Below are 15588 nucleotides of genomic sequence, written 5' to 3'. Positions count from 1 at the left end.
AACCACTTCAACATCGCCTCCCGCCGCGCATTCAACGTCCCCAAATCCAGCAAGGGCTGCACCGTCCCATTACGAATCGCAATCCGTTTCATCGAAAAACTCCGAATNGCCGTNTCTTGNAAATCNGCNANGCGNGTNGCCATAAAGGTAGNNCTCGCNGTACTCAGNGCNGTTTTAGCCTTNGTCAACATATCNATNANGCCATAGGCCGCTGTCGAACGTTGCTCCGCACTCGGTGCCGGTAAAGGACTACCCGTTTCGCGTTGACCGCTGGTGTATTCCTGCAAACGTAAATTAATCCATGCCACCATCTGGCTATAACCCCAAGCGTCTTTAGTCTTAAAGTCATTCACCGTCCAAGTACTGTACTCACTGAAATAAGTGTCATAATTAAAGTTAGTCAGCCCCACCCCAAGCTTTAAAAACTCTTCGGGTAATTCCCGACGCAGATCCTCCACCTCCAGCATTTCAACTGCACCGCTTGAGCGAATCAGGGCATTATTATCCGAGACCACTGTCCCATACTGCACACTCGCTCCTGTGCCAAAGCCCAGCACACACACCACCCCATCATCTGCCATATTCCCCCCAATCCGCAGCGGGAACAGGCGAATGCGTGGCTCAAAACTATAGCCCGTCGCATCCGGTGCGACTTCGCGTAGTTGATTACTGCTGAGGGAACCCGACAATAGCCCCGCTAGTGAAATCGCATGAGCGCCTTTGACTTGAATATCGTTATAGCTAATGATGGCATTACGGCATAAACCATCGCTCATGAAGATTCCCTGTAAGGGCGCGTTTACTCCCTTAATCACACAGTTCTTCACCGTAGGACTTTCCAAAATCGTCCCCGCCATTTGGTCGGCTAGCTTCAACTTGATTGGTTTACCAGCACTATCGGTACTGTCTTTATACTTAGGTGGAGGAATGAGCTGAATCGCATCACGATGGGCTTCAGTATAGGTTCGGGTGTCGGTAATCGTGAGCTTATCGAGTACCACTTTGTCACACCAAATCCGTACCGCATCCGTTTGAGTAGCCGCACTATACGTGATGGTCTTATTTGCAAAAGTATAAGGGCCACTTAGTGCTGGAATCGTCAGCACCATCCCCCACTTACCCGCACCACAGGCATTTGCGACCGCAATCCAATCGACCCCGGTTGATTGGCAGCTTTCTTCATCAAGAATATATAAATATTCGTTTTTCTTTATATCAGGTGCGCCCCAATAGTCTTTGGCGGTAATCAATGCTCATGATAAAAGTATCCAGAGGCTTACTCGCGCTCTATAGGGATATTCACTATAATAAAGGGATAGTAACCCACCTCTAGAGCATGTGTATGAGCGATGTCTACCTCAATCCCCTCACTGACTTTGGTTTTAAAAAGCTGTTTGGGGAGGAACCCCATAAAGACTTACTGATCAGCTTTTTAAACACGTTCTTACCATCACATCATCAAGTACAAGACCTGAATTACACCAAAAATGAATATCAAGGCCGCAGTGCCATTGACCGCAAAGCGATATTTGATCTGAACTGCATTAGCCCCTCCGGTGAGCGCTTTATTGTCGAATTACANCGCATCAAACAAATCTTTTTCAAAGATCGAAGTATTTTCTATGCCACCTTCCCTATTCAAGAACAAGCGATCCGTGGGGATTGGAATTATAAACTGGCNGCCGTTTATACGATTGGTATCCTAGACTTTTTGATTGATGATGATCAAACCAAGGTCTATTACCATGCTCAGCTTAAAGATCAGGATAATGTTTTATTCTACGACAAGCTCAATTTTATTTATTTAGTCCTCCCACGCTTTCAATTACAAGCCCATGAGCTAAGAACGCTACAAGACAAATGGTTTTATGTGTTTAAGCATTTACACGAATTAGAGCAAATCCCNAGNCANCTCACCGATGAGGTGTTTCAGCGTTTATTTGGTATTGCTAAAATCGCGCAATTACCGGCGAGNGANCGCCTAGGCTATGAAAGCAGTTTAAAAGACTATCGAGATTTTATGAGCACCCACGAAACCTCACGCTTAGATGGAAAAAAAATAGGGTTAGTAGAGGGAGAGAAAATTGGCTTGGAAAAAGGATTAGCTCAAGGGGAGAAAATCGGTATAGAGAAAGGTGAGCAAATCGGAGCCTTGAAGAAAGCCCAAGCGATAGCGCTGAATTTATTGCAGCTAGGTGTTTTGCCAGAGGCTGAGATTGCCCGTATTGCAGGACTAACCTTGGAAGAGGTGCAAAAGCTTAAATCGGTTTAGCAAAATACATCACGCCTAAATCTCTGTTAAATAGCTAGATAAATGTCATCTATTTGTCATGCAATCCTGCTATGCTTAATAAAACAACCGCTTTATGGAGATGATAATGATGCTAACCCCACGTCTGGCCTTATTAACCCTAACGCTTAGCCTCACATTGAACCCTAACCTCTATGCGAGTGACTTAAGCGCCTTAGAGCAGGCTGCTAAGGCCGAAGGTATGTTAACCACGATTGCACTACCTCATGATTGGTGTGGCTATGGTGATATTCTGGCAGGCTTTAAAGCTAAATACCCCGATATTAAAGTCAATGAACTAAACCCCGATGCGGGTTCTGCCGATGAATTAGAGGCTATTCGGGCTAATAAAGATAATAAAGGCCCGCAATCCCCTGATGTGATTGATGTGGGCTTTGCTTATGGGCCTGCCGCTCAAAAAGAGGGGTTATTACAGCCTTATAAAGTCTCTACTTGGGATGACATTGGTGCAGAACTCAAAGACCCTGAAGGGCATTGGTATGCCGATTATTATGGGGTTCTCGCTTTTGCGGTAAATAAAGACTTAGTACAAAACGTCCCGCAAGATTGGGCCGATTTATTAAAACCCGAATATGCGAATAGTGTAGCCTTATCCGGTGATCCCCGCGCCTCTAACCAAGCGATTTTATCCGTCTATGCCGCAGGATTGAGTAAAGGTGCAACCGGATCTGAGGCTATTGCTAAAGCAGGGTTAGATTTCTTTGCTGAATTAAATAAAGCGGGGAATTTTGTTCCTACGATTGGTAAAACCGGCACTTTGGCACAAGGGGCTACCCCTATTGTCATTTTCTGGGATTATAACTCTTTATCCGCACGCGATACCTTAAAAGGCAATCCTGAAATTGAAGTGGTGATCCCCCAATCGGGTGTGGTTGCAGGCGTTTATGTACAAGGTATTAGTGCTTATGCTCCCCATCCAAATGCCGCAAAACTCTGGTTAGAGCACCTCTATTCAGATGAAGGTCAATTAGGCTATTTAAAAGGTTATTGCCATCCGAGTCGTTTCCAAACCTTAGCCAGTAATAACAAAATCCCTGAAGCCTTACTCAAAGCCCTACCTCCAGCGGATGCTTATGCTAATGCCACGTTTCCTAGTATCGCAGACCAAGAAGCGGTCAAAGCACTCGTGACCACTCAATGGGATAGTGCTGTAGGAGCGAATGTGAAGTAATGCCCTCACCCTCAAACACTATACAGCATAAGGGTACTCATCACGCCCCCGCTAGATCGTGGGCGTGGTTGGGTGTTGTACCTTTTCTATTATTTGCCCTACTGTTTTTATTACTCCCGACGGCCAATATTATAGTCGGTGCCTTTCGTAATGCGGGAGGTGAGTGGACTTTAGCGAATATCTATCAATTATTTCAGCCCTCTATCCTAGCCTCCTATACCATTAGCCTCAAAATTAGTATTGCCTCGGCACTGTTAGGTGGAGTAATCGGTTTTGCCATTGCGGTTGCGGTGGTGCAGGGTGATTTACCCCGTTGGATCAGAGCTCCCCTCATGACCTTTTCTGGGGTTGCCTCTAACTTTGCCGGTGTACCCTTAGCCTTTGCCTTTCTAGCGACTTTAGGGCGTTTAGGCTTAGTCACGCTGTTATTACGGGATTGGTTTGGTATTAATCTTTATGCCACTGGATTTAATATTTTAAGTTTTTGGGGACTCACGCTGACCTATTTATTTTTCCAAATCCCGCTGATGATTTTAATCATCACTCCGGCTCTCGATGGTTTAAAACGGGAGTGGCGTGAAGCGGCTGCTATGTTAGGTGCCACAACTACTCAATATTGGCTCAAAGTGGTATTTCCCATTTTACTCCCCTCGCTCTTAGGTACCTTTGCATTGTTATTTGCTAATGCCTTTGGAGCCGTCGCAACCGCCTATGCCTTAACAGGTAGTTCTCTATCGATTGTACCGATTGTGTTATTCGCGCAAATTCGCGGCGATGTTTTACAAGATCCCCATTTAGGCTATGCCTTGGCATTTGGTATGGTCATGATTACCTTAGTGGCGAATAGTATCTACTTATGGATGCGGGCGCGTAGTGAGCGGTGGCTAAAATGAATACGATGACTTCACGCATCTGGTCTTGGTTAGTGTTATTGGTCGCTATTATTTATTTTGGCTTACCTTTACTCGGAACCTTTGAATTTTCACTGCGTATGCTACGGGGTACGTATAGCTTTGAAGCCTATCGAGTCGTATTGGCTGATCCACAATTTCAAGCGACCTTTGGTTATTCATTGTTGATGGCGTGTGCCACGATTGTGATGGGGGTGGTATTAGTGGTACCGACAGCCTATTGGGTTAGGCTGAAACTACCCCACTGGCGTCCTATTATTGAGTTTATTACGCTCTTGCCTTTAGTGATTCCTGCCATTGTCATTGTGTTTGGCTATATCCGTCTTTATAACACCTCATCATGGTTGCCGCTGACGGGCACGGCTTGGTCGACGGATTTATTAATGGTCTGTGGTTATACAACCTTAGCATTACCTTATTTATACCGTGCAGTAGATACCGGATTACGTAGCCTTGATATTGCCACCCTGACCGAAGCAGCGGAAAGCTTGGGGGCCAGTAAATTTACCTTAATCTGGCGCATTATCTTACCGAATGTCTCCGTCGCTATCCTATCGGGTGCCTTTTTAACCTTTGCTATTGTGATTGGTGAGTTTGTCTTAGCAGCACTTCTTAACCGTCCCGCCTTTGGGCCTTATATGCAGTTAATGGGAGCCAATCGTGCGTATGAACCCGCTGCGTTAGCCGTCATTGCCTTTGCCCTGACTTGGCTTTGTATGGGGTTGATTCAACTGGTTAATCGTCGACAACGGCACTTAGCAGTTCCTCAACATCGCTAAGCAATTAGGAAACTATCATGGCATTTTTAGAGTTAGAACACTTACATAAACACTATGCTACTCAAACCGTTGTGCAAGATTTTAATTTAAATGTTGAGCAAGGCGAGTTTATTTCTTTTTTAGGGCCTAGTGGCTGTGGCAAAACAACCGTATTGCGGATGATTGCAGGGTTTGAAACCCCATCGGCAGGACAGATTCGGATTGACGGGCACGATGTGGTGCGGCTTAAACCGAATCAGCGCAATATTGGCATGGTATTTCAAAGTTACGCCCTGTTTCCTAATCTAACCGTTGCACAGAATATTGGTTTTGGCTTAAGCGTGGCACGTCAACCTAAAACACAGATCAAGCAAACGGTGCAAGAGATGTTAGCACTGATTAAATTAGCGGATTTAGGGGAGCGTTATCCGTTTCAACTCTCTGGTGGACAACAACAGCGGGTAGCCTTGGCAAGGGCTTTAGCGATTCAACCTAAAGTCTTGTTATTAGATGAGCCTTTATCTGCATTAGATGCCAAAATCAGGGTAGCACTCCGTGAAGATATTCGCGCGATTCAACGTAGTTTAGGTATTACTACTATTTTTGTGACCCATGATCAAGAAGAAGCACTCTCGATTTCTGATCGTATCGTAGTGATGAATCAAGGACATATTGAGCAAGTTGATACCCCCCTCGCCATCTATAATCAGCCTAGTACTCGCTTTGTAGCCTCCTTTGTGGGGGCATTGAATATCTTAAATGCCACGGTATCCGCCCCAGAGCAGGGTATGTTACAAATTGAGAATCAAACGCTACAACTACAGCAACCCCTACCTCACCCTATGGGCACCACTATTCAATTAGCGCTACGCCCCGAAGCCCTAAGCTTAACGCCTAAAGAAAACACGGACCAAACACTAGTCGGGCAAGTACAACAAGTACAATTCTTAGGTTCAGTATTACGGGTACAGCTAAAAGCAGGAGCACAGAACCTAGTTCTAGATCAATTTAATCAACCCCAACTAATCCCTATTCAAGTAGGGCAAACCTTAAAGGTCTATTTTGCTTCTAACCAAGTATTACTACTAGGGGCAGGATGACACTAGCCCATAGGCACATAAGGACGACTCCTCAGAACTTATAAACCATACCCACAGAGGTGGCCTGAACCCGTTGCCCTTTGAGCTGCGACTCCGCACCTAGTTGGGCTGTGCCGTCCTTGTCCTTAACTACACTATATTCTGCATAGAGTTGTGTCTTTGGATTCACGGCATACTCTAGCCCTAGAGCGCTTAGTTTAGTTGCTGAGGCTGTTTTATCTTTTTTACGCCCTAGTTGTGCTTTAAGCGTCCAATTGCCCTGCGTCCTACTCGCATTTAGTAATAGAGCATTCACATCTTGTCCTTGCACTTGAGTTGACTGTGTATCTAAATGTTGATACAGCGCTCCTAGTTGTGCCTTATCCGTTTTGAAGTTGATACTCAAACGTCCATCCACATAGGTATTCGGTTTCACCTCAACCCCTGCCCCTAATACCCAGTTTTGCTTGGCTTTGTAATTAATTAATCCACCTCGTACCGAACGTTCGGAGAGAGTCGTATCTTTATCACGTCCATAGCCTAGAGCTATTTCAGCCTTACCCAAACGTTGAATATAGAGCAGTGAATCTGTAACGGTGGTATTGGGTTGAATGAGGGTTTCTGCCGAGCCAAATTGATCCTGAAAACGATCTAGTTCATAGGTGAGTACTTGATTAGGCATCAGTTGTTTGCCGGTGCGTAGTTCACCATAGGGACTACGTAAACCTACCCAATGCTGCTTTTGATTGCTCAGTGAACGGAGATTATTTTTGTGAGTTTGCAGGTGTAAGCGTGTCTCGTTCATAAAAGTAATATCGAGCTTATGATTTAGTGGCGTAAATCCTTTAATCCCCACTAAGCTGCCTGTGCTGCCAAGCGCTTGGCGCTGAGTCGTGTGTCCATCGGTTTTGGCTCGTACATCCCCATAGTTAGCTTGTATTTGTCCATAAAAGGTCAGCGCTCCTGCTTGAGCATGGGTCGTAAACAACAAGAATATACCCAGTCCTAATAGACGCATAGGCGACTCCACAAAGTTTTAACACGAACAAGACGACTTGAATGAGCGCAAATGATTCCCTCGAAGGCCAACCGCGCTTTATTACACTCTACACTAAAAAATAACACTCTATAAACGCAAAAAGCTGCCAGAGGCAGCTTTTTGTTGAACAATACATCGTATGCTGGTAGTTCGGTCGGCGATTAACGCTTGGAGAATTGAGTAGCGCGACGTGCTTTGTGCAAGCCCACTTTTTTACGTTCTACTTTACGAGCATCACGAGTTAAGAAAGCTGCTTGTTTTAATGAAGCACGCAAGCCTTCATCATACTGTAATAAAGCACGCGCAATCCCTAAACGAATAGCACCCGCTTGACCAGTCATACCACCACCTTCAACAGTGACAGTAATATCAAACTTATCGGTCAGTTCAACCGTTTGCAGAGGTTGGCGCACAACCATGCAAGAAGTTTGACGACCAAAGAATTTGTCTAAGGGCAAATTGTTAACGGTAATGTTGCCAGTACCATTACGTAAGAACACACGAGCCGAAGAAGATTTGCGGCGACCGGTTCCGTAGTATTGAGTTTCAGCCATAACGTTTTATGCCTCAGATTTCTAATGGTAGCGGCTGTTGAGCTTCATGTCTGTGCTCAGTGCCTGCATAGATTTTTAATTTACGGTACATAGCACGACCTAATGGATTTTTAGGTAGCATACCTTTTACCGCTAATTCAATCACACGACCAGGGGCACGTTGTTGCATCTTCTCGAAAGAAGTTGCTTTCATGTTACCAATATAGCCTGTGTGCTTATAGTAAATTTTGTCTTTAGCTTTATTACCGGTAATGCCAACTTTGTCAGCATTAAGAACAATAATATAATCGCCTGTATCGACGTGAGGTGTGTATTCTGGCTTATGTTTGCCACGTAAACGACGTGCTACTTCGGTGGCCAAGCGGCCAAGCGCTTTACCTTCGGCGTCAATTACGTACCAGTCGCGCTTCACCTCAGCCGGTTTTGCACTGAATGTTTTCATTCCCGAACTCCAGAGAGTGTATTTTTAACCTGAGAAAATAGACCGCGCATTCTAGTCTAATCAAGAGTGGGATTCAAGCATGATTAACAGCATCTAGCACTTTTCTACTAAAACGGCTGTTCTAGTTATGACTAAACCATGTGGAAAACATGAAATCGGATTCGATGGTCAGTGATTAGTAGCTATACTGCACGGTATGTACTGAGTGAACATGGAGTAGGAGAACATTATGTTGGGTATTCATAGTTGGGAGTTGTTTATTATCTCCGGACTACTGCTGAATCTGATGCCAGGGCCAGATACGCTATTTATTATGACTAAAAGTGCCTCTCAAGGCTGGAAGGCGGGTGTGGTCGCTAGTTTAGGCATTTGCACAGGGGTTTATATTCATATCTTTACCGCCGCCTTTGGCCTATCAGCATTATTGGCGACCTCAGCAACGGCCTTTACCGTGGTTAAGCTAGTCGGTGCGGCTTATCTCATCTATCTGGGCTGGAGTACGCTGAAACAAAAGGCACAGAGTAATGTTAGTCCTTTAACCCAAGCGTCTCATCAGCCACTCATGACGATTTTTAGACAAGGCTTCTTGACCAATGCCTTGAATCCTAAGGTGGCATTATTTTTCTTGGCTTTTGTCCCACAATTTATTTCGGCTGATTCTACTAATACCATGTTAGCTTTTATCGTACTCGGTACTGTGTTTGATATTAATAGCCTATTGTGGTGTTTGCTGGTGGCTTTTAGTACTGCGTTTGCCAGTCAAAAATTACAAACCAGTACTCAAGTCAAACAATGGCTGAATAAGGTCGTAGGCGTGCTCTTTATAGGCTTAGGTGTACGTTTGGCTATTTCTGCTCAGCATTAAGGTTGTTTGAATAGGTTGGCGTGGGTGATTTGATGCAATCTCATACCTCAACTAGGCATCACTCGCATCGAACACCCACCTTCACTATTTATTTAACACCACAGCGCTATTTCACCGATATTACTTCTCTAGGGCTAGCTGTATGCGTTTTGCGCCCTATTTTCTTCCAAAAAGTAGGCATCATGCTCGGTTTAGCTAAAGTTAGCGCTGTAATAGTTAACTCAATAGGCTCCAACGAGCCTTGCTTTAATTGTTGCCAATAAGCGTTTTGTAGGCTAATGCGTTCACACCAAGCCCGTGGTAAAGATTGATAATGCTTACCCAAACGAAAGGCTAATAATTTCACTAAGGTCTGTAACGCAGCCCAAGGTAATAAATGCGGTTTACGTTTAGCTAAAAAGCGAATGAGTGACTTCACATAACGTCCAGCTTCTTGATCAGGCTTACCAATACTGGCTAATAACGGGGCTTCAACCGCATGAAATACACCCACATCAAAATAGCGTCGTGCTAATTGAAGCAAAGAATAATTATGTGAATGCTCCACCCTACTCTCGGCATTATAAACTGCCTTCCACCCGGCTAAGAGTAAACGCGCACATAAATAGCTATCTTCACTGACAATAATCTGCTCAGGAAATCCCCCCACACTCTGCAAAGCAGTCGCTCGATATACCGCATATACATCGGAAGCAAAAGCCGCCCGATAGCCTAATCTGGCAAAATCTGCTCTACTATAACTAGCTGATTGATCAGGGTAATTATAAAGCCTAGCGTGTTGCTCCAGTAAATCAGCCTCTGCCCGCGCGACATGACGCCCATAGACCAACGCGACTTCAGCATCATTTAAGACCGGCTCTAATAAACGCTCTAATGAATCCGTTTGGGTTAAAATCGCATCTTGGGTCAAATACACCAAATACTTGGCTTCCACACAGTGTTCAGCCGCCCAGCGCCTGGTGCCACCATGATTGAACTGATCGGCACGCACCCGATAGATTTCAAACCCCGCTTGAGCCGCCAGTGCTACAGTATGATCGGTTGATTCGGTATCGATCACGATATAGCGCCCGGCTAAAATGGTTTGCTTTTGTAATGCTTGAATCCATTGAGGCCACAGCGCCCCAGCATTACGAGTGAGGACAATAATAGCCACCTCTGGGCGATAAATTTTTGTTAACATAATAAGCCCCGTGGGTATTAATTTTTAAACGTTAGGAAAACAATAATAAAGCTAAGTTTTCCACCACGCCCTGTTTAAAAAGCCGATGTTGCACAATATGGCGGCGGCGTTCCCAGCCTTTCATATATTGCAAATCAGCCAGTGCTTGTAGCTGTTGATAATCCGCTTTATTTAATCGCGCACTAAAGCAACGCAAAAAAGCGTTAGCTTGCTGACTCCACAGATCAATGCGTTTATGCACATCCCCCGCTGCCACCGAGCGTTTAGCTCCGACTAAGTTATGGGCATGTTGGCGGTATAAAATCGTGGGGTGAGGTAAAGCACCAATATGCCCCAACCACGCACACACTAAAGCCAACCAACGATCATGATGCACCGCCTCAGGCGGCAAGGGAAAAGCTAATTGAGCCGCATGACGATTAAAAATGGTAGCGCAACCCGTAACGACATTAGTTAATAAATAAGCTTGCTTACGTTGCTTAATATCAAAACCACGGTATCCCCAAAATGAAGGGCTAATAATTTGCTTATTCTCATCAATAACGGCTAAATCGCTATGGACTAATAAAGGCGCAGACCTACCGTATTTCTGTTCTAATTGATATAAAGCTTCAACCTGTAATTCAATTTTTTCAGGAAACCAAACATCATCCTGATCACAAAACATTAAATAAGGAGCCGAACTCTTGCGTACTAACTGATCAAAACTCGCTGTACTACCAATCGAATTAGCACTAATAATATCGGTTACTTGTTTTGGATGCTTTTTTTGCCATTCGAGTAATATTTTTAAGGTTTGATCCTGAGAGCCATCATCACGCACTAATAATTGCCAATTATGAAATGTTTGGCGTGCTAAAGAGGCTAATAGATCAGGCAACCAACGCTCACCATTCCAGGTGGATAATAATACTTGGACAACGGGAACTGGGCTAGTCATCTAATACACCTCCCATAAAAGCCGTATACGCTTAAAGTAGTGGCGATTGAAAAGCTTAGTTTTAATTCTTAAACTATACCAAACGATTAATCCCTTTAAACCGGGGCTAAAACACTGCCCACGAGCCTTAGAAAAACAAAAGGCCTGAGCTGCTAAGAATAAATATAAGGGATGTGGTAACATAACCAGCTCCTTTGCGCATTATTATTATTTTTTTACCGCGTGTAAGTACGCGATGCGTAAAGCAAAATTAGCTATTCCTGTTGGTAAATGACTAAACACAGCATAACGCCATGCCTCTACTTGTAAATATTGCCAAAACCGTTTGGGACTTAAAAGATCACGCCACTGAAACCAACGCTCGGCTAAGGTTAATACATGATCATGCCCAAAATCTTCGGTATGGACTAAACGTCGAATGAGCTTTACCTCTTGAGGTGTAGGGTAAACTACTGCACGCTCTAAGGTGCCATACACAAAAGGTAAAATTTCATGGCTAGTAAATCCGGTTAATTGCTGGATTTTCTGAAAATGCTGCCAATAGTCTAAAACTCCGGCCTGAATTTGCTCCACATAGGGATTAGCACGTATTTCAGCCGCCCGATCTGGCGCACTATCAGCTTTTAATAGAGGTTGCCATGAGCCTAAAGCATCTTGACTATAACCAATGGTTGAACCATGTAATGCCCGTGCGCCTTGCTCAAATACCTCTTCAAACTCCGCTACCACTCGCTCACAAGCATTACTACGGCGCGAGTCATAAATAATCCCCTCCGCCTGATTATGCTGATAAAAATCATTATGGAGTTTAGGAACCAGTGCAAAATAAAATCCTGAAACCTCTGGATAGTGCTTTTCTTGCTCAAACGTTTTAGTTAAAAAGTGCTGTAAAGTACCGTTCCAACCAATATCCACCATGGCAACATGCTGATAATCAAAAAAGCCCTCTTGTTTTAAATAGGCTTGCAAGGTTTGTTTATGAGTAAGTCCAGTATGGCGAATAATGGCTTGCACTTCAGGGTCAGCCAGCCAATTTAATAAGCGTTTATCGTTCCAATCATGAATAGGAGCACTAATATCATGCAAATCATATTTTTTTGCTAAAGGCGCAAGTAACTCATGAGATAAGCTATAGACTTTAAAAATAGAGCTTAAACCCTGTTGCTTTGGATTATAAAAAGCAACTTGAGCTTGTTGTAAGGTTAAGCCTTCAGCGACTGAGGCGGCTGCAATCACCTGACGTGATAAATATAAATAGCGTTGCTGATACTGGGCATTTGTCTTGCTCAGCATTTGTTGAAATAAATAACCATCACGAGCAATAAAAAAAATACAATCTGGCTTTGTTTGCGCTAAATTTTCTAGCAGGCCTAGCATAAAAGTACTAAAAGCAATACCCAATACTTCACGCCCATAATCAAAATACTCAGCCTTTTGTGTGTGCTTGGGGCTAGATACCTGTAAACTCTCTCGAATTTGTTCGGCTAAATAACGCCCCCGCCAAACCCCGCCGCGCTCTGCCATTTGAGCATTAATACGCTGCTGACTAATACGAGTCACTTCATCTTTTTCATCTAGCCAAATACCTTGAATCCCTAATTCACACGCTTTTAATCGATCCGAATGGGGATTATCACCAATATGTACCCATGCTTGATAATCTAGGGCTTGTTTATCTTTGATATACTCAAATAAACGTCCGCTATGTTTACCGAGCTTGCTATCACTTGATACATAAATCGCTGAGAAGTATTGCTTTAGCCCTAAATTCTCTAATAGCTGTGCTATATACTGGCTATCAAGATACATATCTGAAATAGCTAATAGGTTCAGATTAAAGCCTTTTAACCACTCTAAGAAATCAATAACATCTTTTTTAATATAAAGTGCGGTTGTCTCGGCCTGTAGCTCTAACTCAATGGCGAGTGCCATTAAAACCGGATCTTCATAGCCCACCCAATTTTTAATCCACAGGGGGACTAAATCTGAAAAACAACATTCGTGATCAAAACCTTGTTGCAGGGCTTGTTCACGTAAGCTGTTTTCGGCTTGTTGCCGGGCTTGAAATACCTGTTGCGGGGTTGCATTCGTCACTTGAGTGGCTAATTGACGGCAGACTTGGCGCTGAATATGTTCAGGTAAATCAATGCGGGCTACTAAGGTATCAAAAATATCCAGCGATACTATCTGAAACCTACCCTGCTCTACTTGTGGGGTAAGCCATGTTTTAAGCGACTCCCAAGAGGTCAGGCGTAGCTTGTCAGGCATAATCCTGTCTCACTAATAAATGCCGTGCGGCGAGTAGTGGATTTTTTAGCCCCCGCCCGATTTTATAACCTAAACTCTGCCGAATTTTATGCAACTCTGCTTCTAATTGGCTAATTAAAGTATTTTGCCGCTCGACGATTTGGTCGCGCTCTTTAATCCAACCATCACGATCGTCTACCCACTGTTGTTGCTTGGCAATTAGCTCCTCACGCTCGGCAATCACAGCGAATAAATCTTGCTCTTTTTGTACTAAGGACTGGTGTAATTTAGCACACCACTCTCCGTGCAAGAGGTTTTGTAAATCCGTGAGTTGGACGCTGAGATTATGCCAACCTTGCGGCGTGAGGTGGGCAGCAAACTGTGGCAGCCGCGCATAAAGCATTTGTAGATGCTCATTCACCGCCTTTAAGGGTGACTCATGAATAGTATTAGTATCATGTTGGCGATAAGCCAATAGTACCTCAGGACTATAAGCCGTTAAGAACCCAGCATCGCAAACCCGCAAGGCAAAATCATAATCATGCACATAACGCCAATCAGCAAAACCTTTTAGTTGCTCCCATACAGCGCGTCTAAACAAGAAATTAGAGGTGGTGAGTAAGAAATTTCCCTTAGCCAGCGCCGTTAAAAAATCACGGCTACGGTATAACTCTTGCTGTAAATTTTGATACCAATCCATAAACTCACCCTGCCATTTAGGCTGGGTATGCTGATGGGAGTATTCAACTTGGGCGCTTGAGGCGATGAAATCCACGCCCTGCGCTTGAGCTAAGCCAATCAGACGCTCTAGGCGCTGTGGATGCCAACGATCATCAGAGTTCAAAATCGCCAAGTAATCACCTTGAGCAAGATTTAAACCTTGATTGAGGGTTGCCGATGCTCCTTGATTTTTGGTATGGCGTTCGCAACGTAGCTGTGGATGCTGAAAGGTTTGGATGATCTCCCAAGTTTGATCACTAGAAGCATCATCAATAATAATTAACTCCCAATCGGTATAGGTTTGACTAAGTACCGATTGAATAGCACTCGCTATCCATGCTGCATGGTTATATGCAGGTATTACCACACTCACAGTCGCCTTAGTGGACATCATTTTACCTCGCTCAGTTGAGCGTACCGCGCCATAAATTGCTAGCACGACGCACCCACTGCCAGCTACGTGTTGCATGGACTTCTGCGAGTTCGGCGCGAGTACGTTGATAATCTTGCGTTAATTGTTGTAATTGGTTAGTGCAATTTTCGAGCTGAATTTCTAGACCCCGAATCATCTGTGCTTGGGTCTTTAACTGATTTTGCATGCGCCCCCAGGCTAAATTAGAGTCTAATAAAGGCTTTAATTGAGTCCTGCCTAGTAAATCATCACCTTGTTCGGGTGAACTCAGTCTTAAGGTGAGAATAAACTGATAAGCCATGGCCTCTGGTTCATGAAATTTAGCTAAGGCTTCCGGGGTAGCCTCTAGATTCATTTTTGCTAAATACTCAGCAATGACGTTATCCGCCATATCATTCCACGTGCAATCCATATCCGTGATGGTATAGCCACACTGTTGAATGAGTGTGCGTAAACTATCTAGGGTAAAAAAGTGTAAATGGGTTTCATCTAAAATGCCGGCTTTTTCATACGCAAAGTTACCCGCCAATAACTCTAAGCGTATAGAGGCATGAGCAACATTAGGGACGGAAATCAATACCTCGCCTTCATCTAGCAATAAGGGCTTAATACGCTCTAGCAGTGACTCAGGGTGCTGCAAATGCTCTAGTACATCCGTTAAGGTCACCACATCAAACTTTTCCCCCTCTAGTGCATCCAGACTATGAGGATCGTCTAAGTCCTCCGTAAAAACATAGTCACAAAAACGCTGCGCACGCCATGCAAGCTGAGGATTTTTATCAAAGCCAATAATAGATGCCTGACACATGCTTTTTAATAGCTCAGACATTTCTCCACCCGCACAGCCGAGTTCTAATACGCGGGCATAGCGCGGTACACGCCGGACAATTTGGGCATGAGAGTGATTAGCCGAGAGATCAATCGACGCCAAAGCTGCATTTTCTTGTTGTTTCATT

Annotated in this window: 14 protein-coding genes; 6 read left to right on the top strand and 8 right to left on the bottom strand. The window is 44.2% G+C overall.

Annotated features, from left to right (window positions below; translation table 11 throughout):
- Positions 1 to 1342: 1342 nt before the first annotated feature.
- From A3IK_RS0116715 to A3IK_RS0116695, 5 genes are all read left to right on the top strand, one after another.
- Positions 1343 to 2272, top strand: a complete 930-nt coding sequence (locus A3IK_RS0116715; RefSeq protein ID WP_020561120.1) for an Rpn family recombination-promoting nuclease/putative transposase — start codon at positions 1343 to 1345, stop codon at positions 2270 to 2272.
- Between the two features lie 106 nt (positions 2273 to 2378).
- Positions 2379 to 3482: an ABC transporter substrate-binding protein gene (locus A3IK_RS0116710; RefSeq protein ID WP_020561119.1), complete on the top strand. Its 1104-nt coding sequence runs from the start codon at positions 2379 to 2381 to the stop codon at positions 3480 to 3482.
- Entirely contained in the window at positions 3482 to 4375 is an 894-nt protein-coding gene (locus A3IK_RS0116705) for an ABC transporter permease (protein ID WP_020561118.1), read from the top strand. The genes A3IK_RS0116710 and A3IK_RS0116705 overlap by 1 nt, the downstream gene beginning before the upstream one ends.
- Positions 4372 to 5172, top strand: coding sequence for an ABC transporter permease (locus A3IK_RS0116700; protein WP_020561117.1), 801 nt, complete (start codon positions 4372 to 4374; stop codon positions 5170 to 5172). Before A3IK_RS0116705 ends, A3IK_RS0116700 begins: the two co-directional genes overlap by 4 nt.
- A gap of 17 nt (positions 5173 to 5189) precedes the next feature.
- Complete coding sequence (locus A3IK_RS0116695) at positions 5190 to 6251, top strand: ABC transporter ATP-binding protein (RefSeq protein WP_020561116.1); 1062 nt, start codon at positions 5190 to 5192, stop codon at positions 6249 to 6251.
- Between the two features lie 31 nt (positions 6252 to 6282).
- Here A3IK_RS0116695 and A3IK_RS0116690 read toward each other — a convergent pair whose 3' ends face one another.
- The 3 genes from A3IK_RS0116690 to rplM all read right to left on the bottom strand — a co-directional run bounded on the left by A3IK_RS0116690 (position 6283) and on the right by rplM (position 8265).
- Positions 6283 to 7248: a porin gene (locus tag A3IK_RS0116690; protein WP_020561115.1), complete on the bottom strand. Its 966-nt coding sequence runs from the start codon at positions 7246 to 7248 to the stop codon at positions 6283 to 6285.
- Positions 7249 to 7430: 182 nt separating this feature from the next.
- Complete coding sequence (gene rpsI / locus A3IK_RS0116685) at positions 7431 to 7823, bottom strand: 30S ribosomal protein S9 (protein WP_020561114.1); 393 nt, start codon at positions 7821 to 7823, stop codon at positions 7431 to 7433.
- Positions 7824 to 7836: 13 nt separating this feature from the next.
- Positions 7837 to 8265, bottom strand: coding sequence for a 50S ribosomal protein L13 (rplM, locus tag A3IK_RS0116680; RefSeq protein ID WP_020561113.1), 429 nt, complete (start codon positions 8263 to 8265; stop codon positions 7837 to 7839).
- 229 nt (positions 8266 to 8494) lie between these two features.
- On the opposite strand from rplM, the gene A3IK_RS0116675 reads away from it, so the two are divergent.
- A complete protein-coding gene (locus A3IK_RS0116675; protein WP_020561112.1) occupies positions 8495 to 9130 on the top strand; it encodes a LysE family translocator in 636 nt (211 codons plus the stop codon).
- A 106-nt stretch (positions 9131 to 9236) separates the two neighbouring features.
- Here A3IK_RS0116675 and A3IK_RS0116670 read toward each other — a convergent pair whose 3' ends face one another.
- The 5 genes from A3IK_RS0116670 to A3IK_RS0116645 form a co-directional block, all read right to left on the bottom strand.
- A complete protein-coding gene (locus tag A3IK_RS0116670; RefSeq protein ID WP_020561111.1) occupies positions 9237 to 10313 on the bottom strand; it encodes a glycosyltransferase family 2 protein in 1077 nt (358 codons plus the stop codon).
- Between the two features lie 31 nt (positions 10314 to 10344).
- The gene (locus A3IK_RS0116665) at positions 10345 to 11253 is read right to left on the bottom strand and encodes a glycosyltransferase family 2 protein (RefSeq protein WP_020561110.1); all 909 of its coding nucleotides are present in this window, start codon (positions 11251 to 11253) and stop codon (positions 10345 to 10347) included.
- A gap of 207 nt (positions 11254 to 11460) precedes the next feature.
- Positions 11461 to 13521, bottom strand: coding sequence for an HAD family hydrolase (locus A3IK_RS0116655; protein WP_020561108.1), 2061 nt, complete (start codon positions 13519 to 13521; stop codon positions 11461 to 11463).
- Entirely contained in the window at positions 13514 to 14689 is a 1176-nt protein-coding gene (locus A3IK_RS20585) for a glycosyltransferase family 2 protein (RefSeq protein WP_083915764.1), read from the bottom strand. Before A3IK_RS20585 ends, A3IK_RS0116655 begins: the two co-directional genes overlap by 8 nt.
- Positions 14625 to 15587 carry a class I SAM-dependent methyltransferase gene (locus tag A3IK_RS0116645; RefSeq protein WP_020561106.1) on the bottom strand — a complete coding sequence of 321 codons (963 nt, stop codon included), beginning with the start codon at positions 15585 to 15587 and terminating at the stop codon, positions 14625 to 14627. Before A3IK_RS0116645 ends, A3IK_RS20585 begins: the two co-directional genes overlap by 65 nt.
- Position 15588: the final 1 nt, after the last annotated feature.

Origin of the sequence: Thiofilum flexile DSM 14609, assembly GCF_000380185.1 — a bacterium.
Lineage (GTDB): Bacteria > Pseudomonadota > Gammaproteobacteria > Thiotrichales > Thiotrichaceae > Thiofilum > Thiofilum flexile.
Note: the sequence above shows the minus strand (reverse complement) of the source record. Positions and strands in the feature narration are given on the sequence as shown.

What these genes read in the sequence shown, in the direction of transcription:
- A3IK_RS0116710 (WP_020561119.1), top strand. Translation starts at nt 2,379, where the DNA reads ATGATGCTAACCCCACGTCTGGCCTTATTAACCCTAACGCTTAGCCTC.
- A3IK_RS0116705 (WP_020561118.1), top strand. Translation starts at nt 3,482, where the DNA reads ATGCCCTCACCCTCAAACACTATACAGCATAAGGGTACTCATCACGCC.
- A3IK_RS0116700 (WP_020561117.1), top strand. Translation starts at nt 4,372, where the DNA reads ATGAATACGATGACTTCACGCATCTGGTCTTGGTTAGTGTTATTGGTC.
- A3IK_RS0116695 (WP_020561116.1), top strand. Translation starts at nt 5,190, where the DNA reads ATGGCATTTTTAGAGTTAGAACACTTACATAAACACTATGCTACTCAA.
- A3IK_RS0116690 (WP_020561115.1), bottom strand. Translation starts at nt 7,248, where the DNA reads ATGCGTCTATTAGGACTGGGTATATTCTTGTTGTTTACGACCCATGCT.
- rpsI (WP_020561114.1), bottom strand. Translation starts at nt 7,823, where the DNA reads ATGGCTGAAACTCAATACTACGGAACCGGTCGCCGCAAATCTTCTTCG.
- rplM (WP_020561113.1), bottom strand. Translation starts at nt 8,265, where the DNA reads ATGAAAACATTCAGTGCAAAACCGGCTGAGGTGAAGCGCGACTGGTAC.
- A3IK_RS0116675 (WP_020561112.1), top strand. Translation starts at nt 8,495, where the DNA reads ATGTTGGGTATTCATAGTTGGGAGTTGTTTATTATCTCCGGACTACTG.
- A3IK_RS0116670 (WP_020561111.1), bottom strand. Translation starts at nt 10,313, where the DNA reads ATGTTAACAAAAATTTATCGCCCAGAGGTGGCTATTATTGTCCTCACT.
- A3IK_RS0116665 (WP_020561110.1), bottom strand. Translation starts at nt 11,253, where the DNA reads ATGACTAGCCCAGTTCCCGTTGTCCAAGTATTATTATCCACCTGGAAT.
- A3IK_RS0116655 (WP_020561108.1), bottom strand. Translation starts at nt 13,521, where the DNA reads ATGCCTGACAAGCTACGCCTGACCTCTTGGGAGTCGCTTAAAACATGG.
- A3IK_RS20585 (WP_083915764.1), bottom strand. Translation starts at nt 14,689, where the DNA reads ATGCAACACGTAGCTGGCAGTGGGTGCGTCGTGCTAGCAATTTATGGC.
- A3IK_RS0116645 (WP_020561106.1), bottom strand. Translation starts at nt 15,587, where the DNA reads ATGAAACAACAAGAAAATGCAGCTTTGGCGTCGATTGATCTCTCGGCT.